Source organism: Streptomyces sp. NPDC036822 (assembly GCF_055609145.1).
Map to the genome: position 1 here is coordinate 21,591 of NZ_JBVJPY010000023.1, position 21,718 is coordinate 43,308.

A 21,718-nucleotide genomic window follows, 5' to 3' on the forward strand; every position below is an offset into this window, starting at 1 on the left:
GCGCGTCGTCGGCTGCCGCGGGCGGGAGGCCCGGCGCGGGCACGGCTGGGGCGCCGGCCCCGGGTGAGGCGGTCGGCACGGCGGAAGCGCCGGCCCGGGAGCCAGGGTGGCGCGTCGTCGGCTGCCGCGAGCCGCGCGGACGGTCAGAACATGCTCAGAAGCTGCTCCACCGTCGGCTCGGCCGCTCCGTCGCCGTCCGGCAGGGGCAGTTCGAACCACACCGTCTTGCCCCGGGGGGTGCGGCGCGAGCCCCAGGCGGCGCTGAGCAGCCCGACGAGCTGCAGCCCCCGGCCCCCTTCGTCGGTGTCCCGGGCCCGGCGGCGCCTCGGCTGGACCAGGCCGGCGTCCCAGACCTCGCAGACCAGGGTGCGGTCGCGCAGCAGCCGCAGCCTGATCTCGCCCTCGCCGTACCGCAGGGCGTTGGTGACCAGCTCGCTGACGAGCAGCTCGACGGTGTCCACGAGGGCGTCGAGGTCCCACGCGGTGAGCTGGGCGCGGGCCAGCTCACGGGCCCGGCCGACCGAGCGGGGCTCCCTCGGCAGCCGCCAGTCGCCGACCGCCTCGGTGGGAAGCCCCTGGATCCGCGCCATGAGGAGCGCGATGTCGTCCTCGCCGTGCGAGGTGTCCAGCGTGGTCAGGACGTGGTCGCAGACGTCCTCGAGCGGGCGCGCCGGGTCGGCGAGCGCGCTGCGGAAGGCCTTGAGGCCGTCGTCGAGGGTCTGGTCGCGGGACTCGACGAGCCCGTCGGTGTAGAGGGCGAGCAGCGAGCCTTCCGGGATGTCGACCTCCACCTCCTCGAAGGGTTCGCCGCCGACCCCGAGCGGCATGCCCGGGGGCACGTCCAGCAGGAGCGCCTGCTCGCCGGGTTCGACGAGGACCGGGGGCAGGTGGCCGGCGTTGGCGAAGGTGCAGCGCCGGGTGACCGGGTCGTAGACGGCGTAGACGCAGGTCGCGAGGTAGACCTCGGAGAGTTCGGGCCCGCGGGCCTTGTGGGCGCGGCCGCTCTGCTGGGCGCCGGCCGGGGCGCCCAGGCCGCGGGCGATCTCGTCGAGGTGCGAGAGGACCTCGGCGGGTTCGAGGTCGAGCTGGGCCAGAGTGCGCACGGCGGTGCGCAGTTCTCCCATGGCGACGGCGGCGCGCAGACCGCGGCCCATGACGTCGCCGATGACCAGGGCGGTGCGGTGCCCGGGGAGTTCGATGACGTCGAACCAGTCGCCGCCGACCTCGGTGGCGGCGGTGCCGGGGAGGTAGCGGCAGGCGATGTCGAGGCCCGCTGCCTCCGGGTCGCCGGGCGGGAGCAGGCTGCGCTGGAGGATCAGGGCGCGTTCGTGTTCACGGCGGTAGAGGCGGGCGTTGTCGATGCACACCGCGGCGCGCGCGGCCAGTTCGACGGCGAGGGCCCGGTCGCGCTCGCCGAACGGCTCACTGCCCTTGGTCCGGGAGAACTGCACGAGGCCGACGACGGTGTCGTGCGCGACCATCGGCACGACGAGGGTGGACTGGACGAGGCCGCCCTCCTGGCCGGGCATGGTCCGCAGGCGTCCGGTGCGCAGGGCGCCCGCGCAGGGCGAGTTGAAGGGGTAGCGGTGGACGGATCCGACCTCGACGGTGTCGGTGCCGCAACAGCCGCCGCTGGACCCGGGCGCCCCCAGCGGAGCCCGGGTGGGGGTGTCGGAGACGGCGCTGGCGAAGGCGACCCGCCGCAGTTCGGCGCTGCCCGCTCCGTAGCCCACGTCGTGGGAGCTCCCCCACCGTCCGGGCGGGGCCTCGTCGCCGGTCAGCAGCCCCTGGTAGAGGTCGACGGAGGCAAGGTCGCAGAAGCCGGGCACGGCGACGTCGAGGAGTTCGCGGGCCGTGGCCTCCAGGTCCAGGGAGTTGCCGATGCGGGCGCCGGCCTCGTTGAGGAGGGCCAGGTTGCGGCGGGCGTTGGCGGCCTCGCGGGCGGCGTTGTGCCGACGGGTCACGTCGATGCCGAGCCCGGCGACGCCGATGGGGCGGCCGGTGCCGCTGTGGACGCGGTAGAGGTTGATGGCCCAGTGCCGCCGGTCGGTGGATCCGGGGGCCGCGCCGACGATCTGCAGTTCGGTGACGGACTCGCCGGTTTCCAGCACGCGTTGGAGGGCGGCGGTCATCCGCTCGGCCTCGGGGCGTGAGAGGTAGTCGTGGACGGTACGGCCCCGGTGGTCGTCGGCCGAGCCCCCGAAGACGGTGGCGAAGCGCTGGTTGGCGCGCTGCACGGTGAGGTCGGTACCGAACAGGAGGAAACCGAAAGGCGATTGGCCGAAAATGGCCTGCGAGGCGGCGAGGTCCGTCTCGATGCGCCGCAGGGCCCGCACATCGACGACGATGCACAGCGCGGCCCGCTCCCCGGCGGACGTCTCGCTGGGCATGACGTACATCTCGGCGATTCCCTCGGAGCGCTGCCGGCCGGGGATACGGAACGGGACGAGGCCCGTCCACTCCTTGCCGTCGAGGACCTCCGCGACCCGGCGCCGACCGCGTTCCCGCAGGCCGGCGGGCATGAAGGCCTCCACCGGGTCCTTGCCCATCGCCTCCTGGGCGGGCACGCCGAAGAGGTCGACGGCCCGTCGGCTCCACTGGTCGACGAGCCCGTCGGGCCCTATCGAGAAGGAGGCGACCCGGATGTAGTCATAGATCGAGCCGGGCGGGCTGCTCTGCCACACGACGCCGCTCGCCGACTCAGGTATCTCGCTCACGCGACCGTCCCCTCCAGCTCACCGCACCGGACCGGCCATGCCCGCAGTATTCAGCACTACGGCCCCCGACGGCACGACGTTCACGATCACAGGGTGGTCTCGTTCATTTCGAGCCGAGCCCCCGTTGATCGTCGTCCCACCCGTCTTCTAACCAGGCAGAGCCAGCTCGAACCACACTGTCTTGCCCGTCCTGCCCTTGCGGGTCCCCCAACGGCGAGCGGAACAGGCCACGAGCTGGAGGCCGCGGCCGCCCTCGTCGTCGGGTCCGGCGGAACGTTCGGTGGGCGGATCCGGAAGCGGATCGGAGACTTCCACGAGGAGCCCGGAGTGGTGGGCGGCGCCGTCGCCGTCGGCGTGGAGCAGGACCAGCCGCACCCCGATGGGCCCGGAGGCGTAGCGCAGTGAATTGGTCACCAGCTCGCTCACCAGCAGGACCGTGACATCACCGATCACCGAGTCCAGCCGCCAGACCCGGAGCGTGTCGCGCACCGCGTGGCGGGCGGTGCGCACGGCATTGGCCTCCGCCGGAAAGCTCCACTCGGCGCAGTCGCCTTCGGTGTCGATCACGCCCGATCACTTCCCCAACCCAGCATCAGCAGGAAGGCCCACGTCCTATTTCAGGGGGTTAATCAGCACATACCCGATATTCGGGGCGAGCTATCGCGGGATGGTACCCGGGGGCGCATGGTGGCACGAACGGCGTACGGAAGGTCGCGCGGCGGCGCGGGATCCCGGCCGTGCGAGCCGGCCCCTGAGCCGGGGTGCGCCCCCGGACCCTCGGCGTCCCGGCCTCTCAGCCGCACACACCGTCCGCCGGGGCGGCCGGGAGCCGCAGCCCTGCCTCGGCGACGGCGGGCCGGTCCTGGTCGAGCCAGTCGACGGAGTCGAGTTCGTACCGTGCGAGCCAGCGCAGTTCGTCGTGGTCCTCCAGAGGGCGCGGCTCGCCGGAGAGCAGCCGGGCGGTCCACACCTGGAGGACGTAGCCGGGCTTCAGGGGCCATTCGCCCGGGATGCGCTCGCCGGCCTCGGTCTCGACGCCGAGCTCTTCCCGCAGCTCCCGGACGAGGGCCTCCTCGGCGCTCTCCCCCGGCTCCAGCTTGCCGCCGGGCAGTTCCCAGCGGCCGGCGAGTTCGGCGGGGGCGCTGCGGCGCGCGGCCAGCAGCCGCCCCCGGTCGTACACGGCTCCGGCGACGACGATCACGCGGTCCGCGCTGTCCTGTGTCATGGGCGGGAGCGTATCCCGGCGGGTCAGAGGGCGGGCTGGCCGATGCGCTCCACCCAGTAGAGCTGCTTGTGTCCGCTGGCGTCGAGGCTGTCGGCGATCTTCCGGGCCTCGTCCTGAGTGGCGTACCGGCCGACGCGGTAGCGGTTGCCGTTGTCGTCCTGCCGTATGACCAGCCAAGGAAGGACAGGACCACTGTCGGTCATCGGGCTTCTCCCTCCGCCGGTACGGATGTCTCGAAGGATCTCCAGGAAACCGCAATCCGCATATGCCTGAGCTTACGCCTGACCTTTACACAGCGGATACGGGTTTTCACGAAGAGGTACGAATCCGGCCGGGAACCGACGAAAGGGCGACTCGGGGCGTTCTGAGGGGGCGGGGCGGGGGAACGCGCGGCTCCGTCGGCGGGAAAGCCGCGCGGCCTCGGGTTTTCCGAGGAGGGCGAGGGGCGGCCGGCTCCCTGGCGCAGCGTGACGAACGGACCGGCGCGGGCAGGAGGGAGCGGGCGGCGATGTCCGGATTTCATGCGAGGGGTCGGAAAGATGCGAGGCCGCGGAGAGGGGACGGCCGCCCCCGGGGAGGAGCGCCGTCGCGGTCGGCCCATGACCGGTGGTCGGTCCGTCGGCGGAGAGCGGCACGCCGGCGGAGGGAGCGGCCCCCGGACGCCAGGAGCGAGGCGCCCCTGCCACGAGCGGCCCCGCGACCCGGAGGGCGGCGCGCCGACGGGAGGAGCGGCTCCGGGCGGTGGCCAGGAGCGGGACACCCACAAACAGCCCCGCACCCGGCGGCCGCGCAGCGGCGCCCCGCCAGAGGCGGCCACCACGACGGAGCCCCGGAGCAAGGGCGCCGCCGAGGGGCGCCCCTCGGTGAGTCGGTCAGCGCACCGGCAGGTGGTAGGCGACGCGGTAGCGGTCGGCCGGGACGACCACGTCGGCGGTCTCGACCGCCCGGCCCGAGGCGTAGTACGTCCGCTCGACGACCATCACCACATGGCCGGGCACGCCGCCGAGCGCCGCGAGCTCCTCGGCCAGGCCGGGGCGGGCCCCGACCTCCTCCACGACGTTGTCGACGACCACGTCGATCGCGGCCATGCGCTCGACGACCCCGCAGCCGCCCAGCGGACCCTCTTCGGGAAGCATCACGGGCGTCCGGCCGGTGACCGCGAGCGGCTCCCAGGAGGTGGAGAGCATCATCGGCTCGCCCCCGTCGCGGTAGACGTACCGCGTGCGCATCACGCGCTCCCCCGGCTCGATGCCGAGCCGGGCGGCCACGCCCGCACTCGCCGGCTCCTGCTCGCTGCTGGACTCCCAGGTCCCGCGCGCCCCTTCGGCGGCCTGCTCCTGACGGAAGGGGCTGGCGCCCGACGGCGGGCGGTATCCGGACCGGGCGATCCGGCGCGGCACCGGCCGCTCCCGCACATATGTCCCCGACCCGGAGCGGCCCTCCACCAGACCCTCGGCCATCAGCACCTTGCGGGCCTCCAGCGCGACCGTGTCCGAGACGCCGTACTCCTCGCGGATGCGCGCCTGCGAGGGCAGTCGGGTGTGCGGCGGCAGCGAGCCATTGGCGATCTTCTGTCGGAGATCGCTCGCCACGCGGAGATAGGCGGGCTGCTCACCGAACGTCACTGGACACTCCCCTCAGGTTGACGGACAGCTACAGACTGACAACCGTGGGTGTCCACCCGCAAGCATGGGCCAAAGTTTCACTCGAAGTGATGATTTGCCTTTACGGACGCCCTTACCCCAGGTATAGCCGCGGGATCCGCCGAACCTCTTGACCCCATTGGTCCAGACCAATACTTTCCTGTGAGCACAGCTCCCTTCCGGCACACGCACAGGAACGAGCCTCATGCGTCGAACTCCCCTTGCCCGGCTGACGATCGCCGCCGTCTCCCTCGGTCTGGTGGCCGCCTTCGCGCCCGCCGCGGGCGCGGCCCCGGGCGGCCGGGCCCCCGCCTCCTCCGGATCCCTCACCTCCCAGGCGCCCCGGGCCGCCCAGGCCGACGACCGCGGCCACGGCGGCACGTCGTACAAGCGCGTCGGGTACTTCACCCAGTGGGGCGTCTACGGACGCGACTTCCAGGTGAAGGATCTGGAGACCAGCGGTACGGCGGCCAAGCTGAGCCACATCAACTACGCCTTCGGCAACGTGAGTCCCGAGGGCCGGTGCTTCACCGGAAACACCCCCGGCGAGGCCGACGCCTGGGCCGACTACGTACGCCCGCTCGACGCGGCCGGTTCCGTCGACGGCGTCGCCGACACCGCCGACCAGCCCCTGGCCGGCAACTTCAACCAGCTGCGCGAGCTGAAGGCCAAGCATCCCGGCCTCAAGGTCATGATCTCGCTGGGCGGCTGGAGCTGGTCCACGCACTTCTCGGACGCCGCCCGCACCCCCGCCTCACGCAAGGCGTTCGTCTCCTCCTGCATCGACCTCTACATCAAGGGCGACCTGCCCGTCGACGGCGCCCGGGGCGGCGCCGGAGCCGCCGCCGGTCTCTTCGACGGCATCGACCTCGACTGGGAGTGGCCAGGATCGGCCGGTGACGTCGACACCGTCTTCCGCCCGGAGGACAAGCAGAACTTCACCGCTCTCGTACGGGAGTTCCGCACCCAGCTCGACGCGTACGCGAAGGCCGAGCGGCGCGGCGCGAAGCGGAAGCACTACGAGCTGACCGCGTTCGTCCCCACCGCGCCCGCCAAGATCGACGCGGGCTTCGAGGTCCGCAAGATCATGCGCGACCTGGACTTCGTCAACCTCCAGGGATACGACTTCCACGGCCCTTGGGAGTCCACCACGGCGCAGCAGTCGGCCCTCTTCGCCAGGAACGACTTCAGCGTCGACCAGACCGTCGGCGACTGGCTGCGGCGCGGCGCGCCCGCACGCAAGCTCGTCGTCGGCATGCCGTTCTACGGCCAGGGCTGGACGGGCGTCACCGGCGGCGGGAACGGGCTCGGCCAGCCGGCCACCGGCCCGGCCCCCGCGACCTGGGCGAACGGCTACGAGGACTACAAGGCCCTGAAGAAGCTCGCCGATTCGGGGACGTACACCGTGCACCGCGACGCGCGGAACGGCCACGCGTGGCTGTTCGACGGGACGACGCTGTGGACGTACGACGACCCGCAGGTGCTGCGCACCAAGGCCGCCTACGTACGCGCCAAGGGGCTCGGAGGCGCCATGTTCTGGTCCCTGGACGGCGACACACCGGACGGTGAGCTGATCACGTCCGTGGACCGGGGGCTGAACCGCCGCTAAGGCGCGTGACGCACGGCAGGGGGTCGGGTCTCCCGGGGGGATGCCCGGCCCCCTCGCGCGTCCGCGACCGGGCCACGCCTCAGACGGACTCGCCCGACTCGGAGCCGCCCTCGCCGTCCCCGGAGCCGCCCTCGTCGGCCAGCCCGAGGGCCGTGCGCGCGTCCACCTCCGACCCCCAGATGGTCAGGTCGTAGGCCGTGTCGTAGCGCTCACCGAAGGCGTCGGCGTCGGCCGCCGCCGCCAGCTCGCCCCACTCCGCGGCGGCCTTGTCCAGTTCCTTGGCCAGGTCGGCCACCGGGGCGGCCGAGCCCCGCGGCCAGCGATGGCCCTTCAGGTCGGCGCTCGCGGCGGTGAGGGCGGTGCGCACCCCGGCCGCCCAGGCGGTGTTGGCCGCCAGGTCCTCGTCCGCGTCCGCGTCCGGCTCGTCGAACAGGGCGAGGTCGACCGCGTTGAGGGCCTTGAGGAAGTGGACCTGGTCGGCGTCGAGCATCGTCTCGTCGTTGCGCAGCGACCCCTCGACCGGCGCGCCGTCGGTGATGAGCGCGCAGGTCACGTTCCGGTCGCCGGTCCGCCAACTGGCCCTGGTGGGGACGTAGTAGTACGTCCAGACGTCCTCCGGAAGGGCCCAGGAGTCCATGGCGTACGCGTGACCGATCCGCTCGCAGCGGTCCCACGCGATCCCGTCGACCGGCGTGTCGCCCGGCCAGGACGTGTATCCGGCGATCAGGAAGGTGCCGGTGACCTCGCCCTCGTGCGCGCCGGCGCAGTCCACCACCTCGACCTCCGTGTCGAGGGCTTCGAGGTCGCCGTCGACGTCGAAGCAGTCGCCGGGGCGCAGGGTGAACGTGGACGGGGAGCGGGACGCTCCCTCCATGCCCTCCACGCCCTCCTCGACGCTCCTCCATGCCTTGCCGAAGCCGCCCGTCACGAGGCCGAGGGTCAGGAGCAGGCAGCTGGTCACGGAGAGGGCGATACCGGCGATCGCGAGGCCCCTGCCCGTCTGGTTCCTCTTCCTGATCCGCGGAAGGGCGAGCAGTCCGAGGATGAGGCCGAGGGGCGGGAGGCAGCAGAGGATGCCGGAGACCAGGGAGCCGATGGCCAGTCCGCTGGTGACGGCCGGCGGCGCGGCGTGGGGCCCGGGGCCGGCCGGGAAGGGAGCGCCGTGGAGACCGGGCGGGAACGGACCGGGACCGTGCGGACCGGGACCGTGCGGACCGGGGCCGTACGGTCCCGGGTGGACCGGACCGGTGCCGGGCGCGGGCCAGTCCTGCCGCGGGGGCGGGGAATCCTGGGGCGGAGGAAGGGACTCCACGAGTACGGCACTCCTGTTGGACCGGCGATACGAACACACGAACGGGCGGGCGCATCGTACGTGGTCCGGGCGGCGGGGCCGAAGGGCGGGTGGCGGGTCCCGGCATGACGAGGAGGCGGCCGCCCGGTGGGCGACCGCCTCTTCGTCATGCGCTGTGTCGTTCTGTCGTGCGCCGTGCGTCAGACGCCGTGTCGTACGGTCCCGCCCCCTGCGTCGGCGCCGTGTCGTACGGTCGTGCGCCGCCGCTCAGAACTGCAGCGCCCAGGAGTCGATCTTCCCGGTGTCGTAGTTCGCGTTGTCGCTGACCCGCAGCTTCCACGTGCCGTTGGCGACCTCGGAGGAGGCGTTGACGGTGTAGGTGGTGTTGATGTTGTCCGCGCTGCCGCCGGTGCCGTAGCCCTTCAGGGTGTAGGCCGTGCCGTCGGGGGCGATCAGCTGGACCTGGAGGTCACCGATGTAGGTGTGGACGATGTTCACCGGCACCTGCAGGGCGGCCGGCGCGTTGCCGGTGACACCGCTGACGGTGACGGGGGACTCGACGGTCGCGTTGTCGGCGATGGCGTAGTCCGCGGTGTTCTCGAACTTCTTGCCGGGGGGCGGGGTGGTGCCGCCGCCTCCGACGAAGAGAAGCCTGTTCGGCGAGCCGGTGCCGGGGTTGGTCACCACGTTCGGGGTGGCGGCGCCGGTCAGCGCGGTCGAGACCTGCGCCGGGGTCGCCGTCGGGTTGTCCGCCAGGTAGACGGCGGCGGCGCCGGCCACGTGCGGGGTCGCCATCGACGTACCGGAGATGGTGTTGGTGGCGCTGTCGCTGCTGTTCCAGGCCGAGGTGATGGAGGATCCCGGGGCGAACAGGTCGAGCACGGTGCCGTAGTTGGAGAAGCTGGAGCGGGCGTCGGTGTTTGTCGTGGAGCCGACGGTGATCGCCTCCGTGACACGCGCCGGCGAGTAGTTGGACGCGTTGGAGCTGTCGTTGCCCGCCGCGACCGCGTACGTGACGCCCGAGGCGATCGAGTTGCGCACGGCCGTGTCGAGGGCCGAGTCGATGCCACCGCCGAGGCTCATGTTGGCGACGGCCGGCTTCACGGCGTTCCGGGTCACCCAGTCGATGCCGGCGACGACCTGCGCGGTCGTGCCGGAGCCCTGGTTGTCGAGCACGCGGACGCCGACGATCTTCGCCTTCTTGGCCACGCCGTAGGCGTTGCCCCCGACGGTGCCGGCGACGTGCGTGCCGTGGCCGTGGCCGTCCTGGGCGACGTTGTCGTTGTCGATGGCGTCGTAGCCGTTGGCGGCACGGCCGCCGAAGTCGCTGTGGGAGATGCGGACGCCGGTGTCGATGATGTACGCCGTGACGCCCTGGCCCGCGGTGTCCGGGTAGGTGTAGCTCTGGTTCAGCGGGAGAGCCCGCTGGTCGACCCGGTCCAGGCCCCAGGACGGCGGGGACGGCTGCGTACCGCTGACCTTGAAGACACGGTTCTGCACGACGGACTTCACGGCCGGGTCCGCGGCGAGCTTCTTCGCCTGGGCCTCGGAGAGTTCGACGTGGTAGCCGTTCAGCGCCGAGGTGTACGTCTTCTTGATCGTGGCGCCGTACTCGGCCGCGACCGCGCGGCCCTTCGCCGTCTCCGCCTGCGCGGACTCGTCGAGGGTGACGATGTAGCTGCCGGTCACCGTGCCGGGGGCTCCGGCGTTCTGGATGACACCTTCCGGGGCGGCCGCGGCCGCGGAGGCCGGGAGGGCGGAAGCGGTGCCGAGGGCCAGAGCGGCGACGGCTATGGCGCTGGCGGCGGCGAGTCTGCGCCGCGAGTCACGCATCACGGACATGTGAGGGGTCCTCCTCATTGGTGGTGCGCTGCTGTGGGGGTACGGCAGGTGCATGACAACACGGCATGCGGGGGCACCGGGACGTGTCCTCGCCGTGTCGTACATCCGGCTGCCGAGCGAAAGATTGACGGATCCATAGGAATCCCACAAGGCCTCCGAGCGCCCCGTCACACAGGGATCACGCGGCTGTCATGCTGCGCCCATGACGGCCTATGTGTGCCCCCGCTGCCAGGTTCACGCCCCCGCCGACGCCCTCACCTGGTGTTGTCCGCGGTGCCGCGGTCCCTGGGATCTCTCGTTCACGAGCGGGCCGGTCTCACTCACGTCCCTGGCGTCACGCGTGAATTCACTGTGGCGTTACGAAGAGGCACTGCCGCTCGCGACGCACGCGCCCGCCGTCACCCTCGGCGAGGGCCGCACCCCCCTCGTCCCGCTCACCGACGGTGTTTCGGCCAAAGTCGACTTCCTCATGCCGACGCTCTCCTTCAAGGACCGCGGCGCGGTCATGCTCGCCGAGCTCGCCCTCCGTCTCGCCGGGGGCGGCGGTCTCGGCCATGTCGTGGCGGACAGCAGCGGGAACGCGGGCACGGCGATCGCCGCGTACTGCGCGCGGGCCGGGCTCGACTGCCGCGTCCTCGTGCCGCAGGGCACGTCACCCAAGAAGCTGGAGCAGATCAGGGCCCACGGGGCGCGCCTCACACTGGTGCCCGGCGACCGCGAGGCCACGGCGCGGGCCGCCCGCGCGGCGGCGGACGAGCCCGGCGCCTTCTACGCCTCGCACGTCTACAACCCGCACTTCCTGCACGGCACCAAGACGTACGTGTACGAACTCTGGGAGGACCTCGGCGGCAGACTCCCGGACACGCTCGTCCTCCCGGTCGGCAACGGCACCCTGCTCCTGGGCGCCGCGCTCGCGGTGGACGAGCTGCACGGGCACGGTCTCGTCGACCGCCGCCCGGCCCTGGTCGCCGTCCAGGCCGAGGCGGTCGCCCCGCTCGCCACGGCCTTCCACGCGGGCGACGAGGAGCCGGCCGCCCCGGCGCCCGCCCGGCCCACCCTCGCGGAGGGGATCGCCATCACCGCCCCGCCCCGCGGCCGCGCCGTCCTGCGGGCGGTACGCGCGTCGGGCGGGACCTTCCTGACCGTGACGGAGGAGCAGATCAGGTCGGCGCAGCGGGACCTGGCGCGGCGCGGGCTCTTCGTCGAGGCCACCGGGGTCGCCTGCTGGGCGGCGGTACGGGCTGCGCCGCGCGCGGGGGAGAGCGTCGTGCCGCTGTGCGGAGCGGGCGCCAAGACGGGCCTCGCGGCGGGCGCCCCGGCTCCGCCGGTCCGGTAGGCGCACCAGCTCGGTCGGTCCGGACGGTCCAGCAGGCGCACCGGCTCAGTCGGTCCAGTAGGTGTCGTGCTTGGCGAAGAACTCCGCCCGCTCCTCGTCCGTCATGTGCGCGACCGTTCCGACCTTCTCGAAGTACTCCTCGCGAGGCGCGCCCGGCGCGAAGAGGATCAGGAAGGAGGCGGGGTCGTCGGACTCGTTGCGGAAGGCGTGCAGCCCCCCGGTGGGCACGTAGAGGAAGTCGCCCCTCCGCGCGTCCACCCACCGGTCGCCGTCGAAGAGGCGGACGGTCCCGTCCAGGATGAAGAAGCTCTCGGAGATCGTCTTGTGGAAGTGGGTGCCGGGCCCGCCGGCCTTGGGCGTCATGACGACGCGGTAGAGGCCGAACTCCCCGCCGGTGGAGGCGGTGGTGGCCAGATAGCGGGTCTCCGTGCCGTTGGCGACGGTGAGTTCGGCCGGGGCGTCGGCGGGGCGGAAGGAGGCGCTGACCTCCCCCGTCTCGCCGTGGTACCGGGGCTCGGGGTACGACATGGGTGGTCTCCGTTCGTCGTCGCGACGCGGTCACGTCGTCGCCATGCGGTCACGCCGTCACGGGGGCCGCCTCACACATGGCCGGGCCGCCGCGATGCCGTCAAGATCCAGAATGCCTCCGCCTCCACCTCACGGCACCCGGCTTTCGGTGGGAAAATGGGAGGACGGACCACGGACCACCCGGATCCCCACCAGGGAGGTGGATCATGGGAGAGGCACGCACCTTGATGGAGCGCCTCACCGCCGCCATCACCACCAAGCCGGACCTGGACGCGCTCGCCGACCTCTTCGCCGAGGACGCCGTGGCGTACACACCGGACGGCGGCGAGATGCGGGGGCGCGAGGCGATCGTCGCGTACTGGCGCACGGTGACGGACGCCATGCCGGAGGCGACGTACACGTCCCTGCACGTCTACGAGGCCGGCGACACCGCCATTGACGAGGGCATCTTCAGCGGCCGGAACACCGGCCCCATCGCCCTCCCCACGGGAGAGACACTGCCGGCGACGGACAAACACGTCACGATGCGCGGCGTCGACCTGGCCACGGTCAGGGACGGCCGCATCGTGAGCTACCGGCTCTACTTCGACCAGATGGAGTTCATGGACCAGCTCGGCCTGCTGCCGGCGACCTGACGCCGCCGCAGGGGCAAAGGCCCTCCGCTTGCCCCACATGGGCGGGGCCGGGGGATGAAGAAGCGTTTTGCCCTTGTTTGCGCTCCTCCTCCCTCCATAGTGCGAGGCATGACACGCACCCCCCTCCAAGCACGCCCGCGCATGCGCCCGGGCACGCGCGCCCGCAGGGCCCTGCTCTCCGCCGCTCTCCTCTCGGTCCTCGCCGTCACGCTCCAGGCCACCTCGGCCGCGCCCACGTTCGCCGGAAGCGGCGGCACGGACGGCGGTCGCGGCGGCGACCGCGACTGCGTGCGGACCAAGGGCCCCCTCGGCGCCGAGGCCCGCGAGATCCTGGACATCACCCGCCGGGCCAAGGACGAGTTCCGACTGAAGGCCGTGGAACTGCGGGTCACCGTCGACGGGCGCGATGTGGTCACCGACGCGCTCGGCGAGTCCATGACCGGCGTGCCGGCGGAGCCGGACATGCACTTCCGCGCCGGTTCGGTCGCCTTCTCGTACGTCGGCGCGATCCTGCTCCAGCTGGTCGAGGAGGGGAAGGTCGGTCTCGACGACACCGTCGAGCGCTGGCTGCCCGATCTGCCCAAGGCCGACCGGATCACCCTGCGGATGCTGGCCACGAACACCAGCGGCCTCCACGACTACGTCACCGACCCGGCGTTCCTCGCCGAGCTGGAGGCGCACCCGTTCCGCCAGTGGACCCCGAAGGAGCTGGTCGGCTACTCCCTCAGCCACCCCTTCTGGTACGAGCCGGGCACCAACTGGAGCTACTCGCACGCCAACTACGTGCTGCTGGTCGACGCGCTCGAGAAGATCACCGGCACCCGCTTCGACCTCCTCATGAAGCAGCGGGTCACCGGCCCGCTCGGCCTGCGCGACACCCGGAACAACTTCACCCCCGAGATCCCGCGGCCGGCGCTGCACGCCTTCACCGCCGAACGCGGCCTCTACGAGGAGTCCACCTTCTGGAACCCGTCGTGGACCACGGCTCCGGGCGCGGTCATCACCACCCACATCTGCGACCTGGCCCGCTCGGCGCAGGCCGTCGGCAGCGGCGAGCTCCTCTCTCCCCGCTCCTACCGCACCCTGCTCGACCCGGGCACGGTGGGCCTCGGCCACACGACACCCACCTGCCCGGCCACGGTCTGCCTGCCGCAGACACCGGCCGTGCACTTCGGCCTGGGCGTCCTGGTGGTCAACGGCTGGATCATCCAGAACCCCTCCTTCTCGGGGTACGCGGCCATCCAGGCCTACCTCCCGTCCAAGCGCCTCGCGCTCGCGGTGTCCGTCACGAAGACGGCCACCACCCCCGACGGGAACAAGGCCGAGATCATCGCCCAGCGACTGGCGGCGGCCCTCACCCCGGACACCCCGATGACGTCCACCTGACCGACGGCCCTCACGGCGGGCACGCCGATGCCGGGCGCTCCCCCGCGGCCGTCGGCACCGCGCGACTTGACGGAAGCGGGGCGAGGAGATGACGGACCCTGGACCGGGCGGGGCCGGGACCATGGGCGAGGCGGCGGAGCGCGGCGAGAATCCGGAGCATGCGTGCCGCCCACATCGAAGAGCTCGGTTCACCGGATCTCATCAAGCTCGGTGAACTGCCCCCGCCTCAGCCCGGTCCCGGTGACGTGCTCGTCGACGTCGAGGTGACCGCCGTCAACCACGTGGACACCTTCGTACGGTCAGGGGCCTGGCGTACGCCCCTGACCTTCCCGTTCGTGGTGGGCCGTGACGCCGTCGGCAGGGTCGCCGCGGCCCGGCCCGGCGCGCCCGGGTTCCGGCCCGGCGACCGGGTCTGGTGCAGCAGTCTCGGCCACGCCGGGCGCCAGGGCGCCGCCGCCGAGCAGGTCGTGGTACCGGCTGACCGGCTGTACCACCTGCCCGACGGCGTCGACCCGGTCGACGCCGTGGCCCTCTCCCACCCCGCCTCCACGGCCTACCTGGCCGTGTTCACCCACGGCCGGGTCCGGGCCGGCGAGACCGTGCTCGTGCTGGGCGCCGCCGGCAACGTCGGCAGCGCCGCCGTGGTGATGGCGGCCCAGGCCGGTGCCCGGGTCGTCGCCGTCGCCTCGGCCCGGGACGCGGAGTACTGCCGCGACCTCGGCGCCCGGCACGTGATCGACTACCGGGACCCCGACGTGCCCGGCCGGATCCGGGAGGCCGCCCCGCACGGCGTCGACCTGTCCATCGACACCTCCGGCCGCAACGACCTGGAGACGGCGGTCGACCTGCTCGCCTCGCGCGGCCGGATCGTCGTCCTCGCCGGGCTGCGGACCCGGCCCGTGCTGCCCGCTGGGCCCCTGTACCTGATGGACCGCTCGGTCCACGGCTTCGCCATCTCGCACGCCCTCGCCGGTGAACTCACCGAGGCGGCCACCCACATCGGCCGCCTGCTCGCCGACGGGCTGCTGCGGCCCCGCGCCGTGGAGGTGCTCCCCCTGGAGGCCGCCGCCGAGGCCCATCGCCGGCTCGAGGAGGGCAAGGTCCGCGGAAAGCTGGTGCTGCGCGTCGCGGACCTGGCGGCCTGACCGCGTGACGGCCTGAGCGCGTGAGCGCGTGAGCACGTGAGCACGTGACCGCCTGACGGCCTCCGGCCGGACTCGGACAACGGCCCGGACGAAAGCGTCCGTACGGCCGAAAAAAGCGGCTGTCCGCGCGCGGGACGAGCCCGCCGGAGTAATTCCTCGACGGAGGAGCTCCGGCGGGCATATCCGCTGTCCACCCTCCGATATCGAGCCCCGTATTCATGTCGGCGAGAATCGATTGCCGCTATCCACAGGACTTGACGGATCATTTTCCCGTCGTTGACCCCGTCCGCGGCCACCGGTCAGGATATTTGGCATGACGAATTCCATCATCGAAAAGTCCCCCCTGTTCGAGCTTCGCGCCGACATCGGGATTTCCGCGACCCCCGAGCAGGTGTACGCGGTCGTCAGCGACCTGCCCCGCAGCGCCGAGTGGAGCCCCGAGTGCAAGGGCGGCGAGTGGGTGTCCGGGGAGCCGTCCACGGTCGGCGCGATCTTCCGCGGCGAGAACCTGCGCGCCGAGGAAGTGGTGGCCTGGGCCCCGCTGATCCGCGGCACCTGGTACACCGAGGCCCGGATCACCGCCGCGGAGCCCGGGCGGACCTTCCGCTGGATGATGCTCACGCACGCCCGTGAGGACCAGGAGTCGATCTGGGGCTTCGACATCGCCGCCGACGGCGACGGTTCCGTGCTCACCCACCATTTCCGGATGGGTAAAGCCACCGCCGGAATTCACAAGATCGTCGCCGATCTCGACGAAGCCGGGCGCGAGAAGTTCATCATCGACTGGGGCGCCAAGCTGGAGGAGGACCTCGCCGTGACCCTCGGCCTGATCAAGAACATCATCGAAAAGCAGTGAAGTAAGCGGGGCCGGAATATCGGCCCCCACTCCTTCCACTCCAGGACGAGAGAGCGGGTAGATGTTTCTCCAGCGCATAGGAAACAAGGGAATTCGCCTGGGCACGCTGTTCGACCGTGCGGCCGCCCGGCACCCGGCGAACTTCGTGATCCTCGACCACGACCTCGACATCGCGCCCGGCCTCGGCCGTCGCGCCTCGCTGACCGAGATCGCGGGCCTGATCGACGACTTCGCCTCCCGGCTGTGGTCGGTGCAGGTCCGCCCGGGCGACCACGTCGTCGTGCACAAGAGCGACAACTTCGACATCTCCCTCCTCGCCTGCGCCGTGGCGCGGATCGGCGCCATCCCGGTCCTGCTGTCGCCGAAGCTCGACGGCGAGACCGTCGCCGAGCTGCTGCGCCGGGTGGGCCGTCCCTTCCTGGTGACCGACCAGGAGAAGCTGGACACGTCCCTGCCGGCCGAGGTGCACGAGCTCTCACGGCAGGTGCTGCTGGCCTCCGGCGAGTACCCCGGCACCACGACGTTCGCCTCGCTGGCCGGAGTCCCGCGCGTGCCGGCGGTCTCCATGCCCGCCGAGCACCCCACGCTGATCACGCACACCTCGGGCACCACCGGCACCCCGAAGCTGGCCGTGCACACCGGCAAGAGCTTCCAGGCCCGCTACCGCCCGCAGGCCACCATCGTCGCTGCCGGCGTCCGCCGCAGCGAACCCGTCGCGGTCCACGTCTCGTTCGTGCACTCGCGGATGTTCACCGCGATGCCGATCTCGATCCTGCAGGGCCACCCCCTGATCGTGCTCCGCGAGGACGACCCCGAGACCGTCGGCGATCTCTTCGCCCAGGTGCCGCCCGGCTTCATCGAGGCCCACCCGAACACCTTCCTGCGCTGGGAGGTGCTCGCCGACGACCCGCGCGGACCGCTCGCCAACGTCAAGTACTTCTCCAGCACCTTCGACGCCATCCACCCCCGGACCGTCAACCGGCTGCTCCAGGGGTCCCACCGCTCGGGCCGCCGCTTCGCGCAGGCGTACGGGCAGAGCGAGGTCGGCCCGATCGCGGCCCGTACGTACTCCCTCAAGGACGGCGCCGACTTCAACGGGCGCTGTGTGGGCATGCCCTTCCCCGGCATGACCGGAGTGCGGGTCGTCAGCCGCGACGGCAACCAGCCCACCAAGGAGAACCCCGGCTTCATCGAGGTCAGGAGCGACGGCCGGATCGTCACCTACCTCGGCGAGCACCACCGCTGGGAGAAGCAGGTCAACAACGGCTGGTGGCGCATGGGCGACGTCGGCTACCGCACCAAGTACGGCTGTCTGCACCTGCTCGACCGCGAGGTCGACGAGATCCCCGGTGTGCAGAGCACCCTCGAGATCGAGGACAAGCTCTTCACCCGGCTGCCGGACCTCGTCGAGGTCATCATCATCCCCGGCGCGGACGGCACTCCCGTCCCGGTGGTGTGCACCCGCGACAACAAGCCGCTGGACCAGGTCACCTGGAAGTCGGCCGTGGCGGGCCTGCCCCCGATGGGCGACCCCGTGCAGTGGCGTCTGGAGGACCTGCCCCAGACCGCCACGACCAAGATCAAGCGCCTTGAGCTGGCCCGTCTCCTCACCGCCGAGGGACCCGCCGCGCAGTAGGGCGACGGTCCGCACCGGAGCGGCGGCGCCCGCCGCCGCCCGGTCGGCCGCCGCACCCCCCTTCCCCGGCGGCGCACCGGAACCCGTGGACCGGGAACCACGCCGCCGACCCCGAGGAGACCGATCAGACATGACGACCCGACTGTCCGTTTCCGGGCGGTGGATCGAGGGCTGGGACCCGGAGAACACGGAGTTCTGGGAAAGCACCGGCAAGAAGATCGCCCGCCGCAACCTGCTGATGTCCGTCCTCTCCGAGCACATCGGCTTCTCCGTGTGGAGCCTGTGGTCGGTCCTCGTCCTCTTCATGTCGCCCGACATCGGCATGGACTTCGCCCCCGGCGAGAAGTTCCTCCTCGTGGTGGTGCCCACTCTCGTCGGCGCCCTGCTGCGACTGCCGTACAGCTACGCGGTGACCCGATTCGGAGGCCGCAACTGGACCGTCTTCGCCTCCGCCGTGCTGCTCGTGCCGGCCGGGCTCGCGTTCGTCTTCATCCAGCGCCCGGGCACACCCCTGTGGGTCTTCCTGCTCATCGGCGCCACGGCCGGCGTCGGCGGGGCCAACTTCGCCTCGTCGATGACCAACATCACCACCTTCTACCCCCAGCGGCACCAGGGCTGGGCCCTCGGGATCAACGCGGGCGGCGGCAACCTCGGCGTCGCCGCGGTCCAGCTGCTCGGCCTGCTGGTCATCGTCACCGTCGGCGACACCCACCCGTCGTACGTGGTGGGCACCTATCTGCCGCTCATCGTCCTCGTGGCCCTGCTCGCCGCCGTGAAGATGGACAACGTCGACGCCGTCCGCGCCGAACCCGGCGCCCTGAAGGAGGCCGCCGCCCACCGTCACACCTGGTGGATCTCCCTGCTGTACGTCGGCACCTTCGGCTCCTTCATCGGGTACGGCTTCGCCTTCGGCCTCGTCCTCCAGAACGAGTTCGGGACCACTCCCCAACAGGCCGCGTCCGTCACCTTCCTCGGCCCGCTGCTCGGCTCCTTCGCCCGCCCGCTCGGCGGCCGCCTGGCCGACCGCTGGGGAGGCGCCCGCGTCACGCTCTGGAACTTCCTGGGACTCGCCGCCGGGACGCTCGTGCTGCTGGTCGCCTCCCGCTCCGGGTCCGCCGGCCTGTTCATCGCCGGGTTCACCGCCCTGTTCGTCCTCAGCGGCATGGGCAACGGCTCGACGTACAAGATGATCCCCGCCGTGTTCGCCCGGGAGGCGGAGGACGCCATCACCTCCGGCGCCGACGCCCAGCCGGCCTTCGCCCGCGCGCGCCGCGTCTCCGGCGCGGTGATCGGCATCGCGGGCGCCGTCGGCGGACTCGGCGGAGTCGCCATCAACCTCGCCTTCCGCTCGTCGTACCAAGGAGCCTCGGGGAACGCCGAGATCGCGTTCCTCTGCTTCGTCGGCTTCTACGCCCTGTGCGTGCTCGTGCTGCTCACGGTGTACGGACGGCGGGGGCGCGCCCAGGAGGCCACCGCCCGTACGGCCCGGCCGCGGGCCACCCACGTGCGCTGAGCACGCCCCACGTCACGGCCGCGCGTGCGCCGGGACGGCGCCTGCCCCTGCCCCGGGGGCGGGGTGCCGTCCCGGCGCGCGTTCTCGTTCCCGGCGGGAACGGGTGCCCGCCCTGGTCGGCGCCGGCCGCGTCGTGGCCGGTCAGCGGCCCGACGGACGGTCCCGCGCCCGCGCGCCCGACCGCCCGGTCAACGGCGCTGGGCTGTGCATATGCCGATCCTTGTCCCCCTCTTGGTCCGCCCGTGTGACGCTCCACGCCGACCACAGCGCCACGAACAGGGGGAAGTCCATGAATGGCACGATGCTGCTGCACGCCGACCCCATCGGGGAAGACGCGAGACTCGGGGGTGGGGGGCGCGCCAGGGCCGGTGACGCGGTCCTCGCGGAGCTGGGAGCGGAGCTGTTCTCCTCGATGCCGCGCAGCGACCAGCGGGTCAAGGGGATGCGCTACGTGCGCGGCCTGCTGGAGGCCGAGGGGCGCAAGTCCATCCGCAACATCGCCACGCTCTTCGGCGGCGACGCCGAGGAACAGAGCCTGCACCACTTCATCGCCGGTTCCACATGGGACTGGGTGCCGGTACGGCGCGCCCTGGCCCAGCACGTGGAACGGGTCGCGCAGCCCGAGGCGTACGTCGTCCACCCGCTGATCATCCCCAAGGCCGGGGAGACGTCCGTGGGCGTGGAACGGCGCTTCGTACCGACGCTCGGGCAGGTCGTCAACGCCCAGCAGGCGGTCGGCGTCTGGGCCGCGTCGGCCGACTGGAGCACCCCGCTGAACTGGCGGCTGTACCTGCCCCACGCCTGGCTCGCGGACCGGCGCAGGCGCCGTCAGGCGTCCATACCGGACAGCGAGGAGCCCGAGACGCTCGGCCAGTGCTCGATCAGGGCGTACCTGGGTCTGATCAACAGCTCCCGGCTGCCGGTGCGGCCCGTCGTCATGGACGCCCGGCACACCGACGTGACCGCCGTCGTCCAGCGGCTGCGCGCCGCCGACACCCCGATGCTGCTGCGCGTCGACGGCAACCTCCGGCTCACCGTGGACGAGCCCGCCTTCCCGCGCCGGGGCGCCGCCATGACGGCGCAGCAGATCATGTCCGCCGTCTGGCACATGTGGCACCCCGGTGCGCGCCCCGGCGAGGACAGGGCCGGCCGCAGCCTCGTCATCACCCTGCGCACCTCCCTGGTCCCCGACGGCCGCCGGACCGGGCACACGGGTCCCCTCCTTCTCATGGGGGTCTCCGAGCACGGCAGGTGGCCCGCGGAGCTCTGGCTCACCGACCTCACCTCCCACACCTCCGGCGAGCTGCTCCGGCTCGCCCGGCTGACCCGCCAGGTCGACCGGGACCTCGAGGAGGTCGCCGACGGCGTGGGGATCCGGGACTTCTCCGGCCGCTCGTTCACCGGCTGGCACCGGCACGCCACCCTCGCCTCCGCCGCCCACGCCGTGACCGTCCTGAGCGGCGGACCGGGCCGCGCCAGACCGTGGCGCGCGCCCCTGACCGGCGGACCTGATGGACCCGTCCGCATGATCTGACGTACTTGTCCCACCAGTTGACGGATCGTCCCGCCGGCTGTTGGCCGGGGTACGCGTCGCGTCCAAGGATCGAGCCGTCCGAGCCGAACCCCGAGGGAGCACCCGCACATGACCAACGTCGCCGTCATCTACTACTCGTCCCAGGGCAACGTCCACCAGCTCGCCGTGGCGGCCGCGGCGGCCGCCGAGAAGGCGGGCGCCGAGGTGCGCCTGCGCAGGACCGCCGAGCTGACCACCACGTCCGTCGTCCCCGAGAACGACACCTGGAACCAGGCGTGGGCCGAGCACCTCGCCTCCGTCCAGGACATCCCGGAGGCGACCCTCGACGACCTGGAGTGGGCCGACGCCGTGCTGTGGGGCACGCCGGGCCGCTACGGCCTGCCCGCCGCGTCGCTCAAGCAGTTCATCGACCAGACGCTTCCGCTGCACATCCGGCGCGGCCTGGTGAACAAGGTCATGTCCTCGTTCACCTCCACCGCCACCCTGCACGGCGGCCAGGAGAGCACCCTGCTCGCCCTCAACAACGCCTTCTACCACTGGGGCGCGATCATCGTCCCGCCCGGCGTCGCCGACCCGATCCAGCTGACCGCCACCAACGGCAACCCGTACGGCGTCAGCAGCGTCTCGCGCAACGAGCCGGGCAACGTCGACGAGGACAACCTCGCGGCCATCGAGTACCAGGCGCGCCGCACCGTGGAGATCGCCACCGCGATCCGCGCGGTCCCGCGCCCCGCGTGACCCCGGGCAGGGCCGCGGGCCGCCTCCGCGACCCCCACGGGGCCGCCTGCTCACCGGTGCGTTCGAGCCGGGCGGCCCGCGACC

The 21,718-nt window shown here is 72.2% G+C and carries 18 protein-coding genes; 10 read left to right on the forward strand and 8 right to left on the reverse strand.

Going from position 1 to position 21,718, the window contains the following annotated elements:
* Window positions 1-143 precede the first annotated feature (143 nt).
* From ACZ68P_RS32225 to ACZ68P_RS32245, 5 genes are all read right to left on the reverse strand, one after another.
* On the reverse strand, window positions 144-2,717 hold the full coding sequence (locus tag ACZ68P_RS32225; protein ID WP_471012469.1) for a SpoIIE family protein phosphatase: 2,574 nt from the start codon (window positions 2,715-2,717) through the stop codon (window positions 144-146).
* Between the two features lie 147 nt (window positions 2,718-2,864).
* A complete protein-coding gene (locus ACZ68P_RS32230; RefSeq protein ID WP_471012472.1) occupies window positions 2,865-3,284 on the reverse strand; it encodes an ATP-binding protein in 420 nt (139 codons plus the stop codon).
* A 226-nt stretch (window positions 3,285-3,510) separates the two neighbouring features.
* Window positions 3,511-3,942 carry a (deoxy)nucleoside triphosphate pyrophosphohydrolase gene (locus ACZ68P_RS32235; RefSeq protein ID WP_471012474.1) on the reverse strand — a complete coding sequence of 144 codons (432 nt, stop codon included), beginning with the start codon at window positions 3,940-3,942 and terminating at the stop codon, window positions 3,511-3,513.
* Between the two features lie 23 nt (window positions 3,943-3,965).
* Window positions 3,966-4,145 (reverse strand): SPOR domain-containing protein, encoded by a 180-nt coding sequence (locus ACZ68P_RS32240; RefSeq protein WP_365714407.1) that lies wholly within the window; start codon window positions 4,143-4,145, stop codon window positions 3,966-3,968.
* A gap of 669 nt (window positions 4,146-4,814) precedes the next feature.
* On the reverse strand, window positions 4,815-5,567 hold the full coding sequence (locus tag ACZ68P_RS32245; RefSeq protein ID WP_471012478.1) for a GntR family transcriptional regulator: 753 nt from the start codon (window positions 5,565-5,567) through the stop codon (window positions 4,815-4,817).
* A gap of 223 nt (window positions 5,568-5,790) precedes the next feature.
* Here ACZ68P_RS32245 and ACZ68P_RS32250 point away from each other — a divergent pair, with 223 nt between their 5' ends.
* Window positions 5,791-7,194: a glycoside hydrolase family 18 protein gene (locus ACZ68P_RS32250; protein WP_471012479.1), complete on the forward strand. Its 1,404-nt coding sequence runs from the start codon at window positions 5,791-5,793 to the stop codon at window positions 7,192-7,194.
* Between the two features lie 79 nt (window positions 7,195-7,273).
* Here the strand turns inward: ACZ68P_RS32250 and ACZ68P_RS32255 are convergent, their stop codons facing one another.
* Window positions 7,274-8,506 (reverse strand): DUF4190 domain-containing protein, encoded by a 1,233-nt coding sequence (locus ACZ68P_RS32255; protein WP_471012480.1) that lies wholly within the window; start codon window positions 8,504-8,506, stop codon window positions 7,274-7,276.
* Between the two features lie 246 nt (window positions 8,507-8,752).
* On the reverse strand, window positions 8,753-10,327 hold the full coding sequence (locus ACZ68P_RS32260) for a S8 family peptidase (RefSeq protein WP_471012482.1): 1,575 nt from the start codon (window positions 10,325-10,327) through the stop codon (window positions 8,753-8,755).
* 202 nt (window positions 10,328-10,529) lie between these two features.
* On the opposite strand from ACZ68P_RS32260, the gene ACZ68P_RS32265 reads away from it, so the two are divergent.
* Window positions 10,530-11,663 (forward strand): threonine synthase, encoded by a 1,134-nt coding sequence (locus tag ACZ68P_RS32265; RefSeq protein WP_471012484.1) that lies wholly within the window; start codon window positions 10,530-10,532, stop codon window positions 11,661-11,663.
* A gap of 45 nt (window positions 11,664-11,708) precedes the next feature.
* Here the strand turns inward: ACZ68P_RS32265 and ACZ68P_RS32270 are convergent, their stop codons facing one another.
* Entirely contained in the window at window positions 11,709-12,191 is a 483-nt protein-coding gene (locus ACZ68P_RS32270; protein ID WP_471012485.1) for a cupin domain-containing protein, read from the reverse strand.
* Window positions 12,192-12,397: 206 nt separating this feature from the next.
* Here ACZ68P_RS32270 and ACZ68P_RS32275 point away from each other — a divergent pair, with 206 nt between their 5' ends.
* The 8 genes from ACZ68P_RS32275 to ACZ68P_RS32310 all read left to right on the forward strand — a co-directional run bounded on the left by ACZ68P_RS32275 (window position 12,398) and on the right by ACZ68P_RS32310 (window position 21,634).
* Complete coding sequence (locus ACZ68P_RS32275) at window positions 12,398-12,826, forward strand: ester cyclase (protein ID WP_471012487.1); 429 nt, start codon at window positions 12,398-12,400, stop codon at window positions 12,824-12,826.
* A gap of 108 nt (window positions 12,827-12,934) precedes the next feature.
* A complete protein-coding gene (locus ACZ68P_RS32280; protein ID WP_471012488.1) occupies window positions 12,935-14,212 on the forward strand; it encodes a serine hydrolase domain-containing protein in 1,278 nt (425 codons plus the stop codon).
* A gap of 158 nt (window positions 14,213-14,370) precedes the next feature.
* On the forward strand, window positions 14,371-15,357 hold the full coding sequence (locus ACZ68P_RS32285) for an NADPH:quinone reductase (protein ID WP_471012491.1): 987 nt from the start codon (window positions 14,371-14,373) through the stop codon (window positions 15,355-15,357).
* Window positions 15,358-15,670: 313 nt separating this feature from the next.
* Window positions 15,671-16,213 (forward strand): SRPBCC family protein, encoded by a 543-nt coding sequence (locus ACZ68P_RS32290; RefSeq protein WP_471012492.1) that lies wholly within the window; start codon window positions 15,671-15,673, stop codon window positions 16,211-16,213.
* Between the two features lie 61 nt (window positions 16,214-16,274).
* Window positions 16,275-17,849 (forward strand): class I adenylate-forming enzyme family protein, encoded by a 1,575-nt coding sequence (locus tag ACZ68P_RS32295; RefSeq protein ID WP_471012494.1) that lies wholly within the window; start codon window positions 16,275-16,277, stop codon window positions 17,847-17,849.
* Between the two features lie 130 nt (window positions 17,850-17,979).
* A complete protein-coding gene (locus ACZ68P_RS32300) occupies window positions 17,980-19,362 on the forward strand; it encodes a nitrate/nitrite transporter (protein ID WP_471012495.1) in 1,383 nt (460 codons plus the stop codon).
* Between the two features lie 301 nt (window positions 19,363-19,663).
* Window positions 19,664-20,896: an IS701 family transposase gene (locus ACZ68P_RS32305; protein ID WP_471012552.1), complete on the forward strand. Its 1,233-nt coding sequence runs from the start codon at window positions 19,664-19,666 to the stop codon at window positions 20,894-20,896.
* A 108-nt stretch (window positions 20,897-21,004) separates the two neighbouring features.
* A complete protein-coding gene (locus ACZ68P_RS32310; protein ID WP_365714393.1) occupies window positions 21,005-21,634 on the forward strand; it encodes an NAD(P)H-dependent oxidoreductase in 630 nt (209 codons plus the stop codon).
* Window positions 21,635-21,718: the final 84 nt, after the last annotated feature.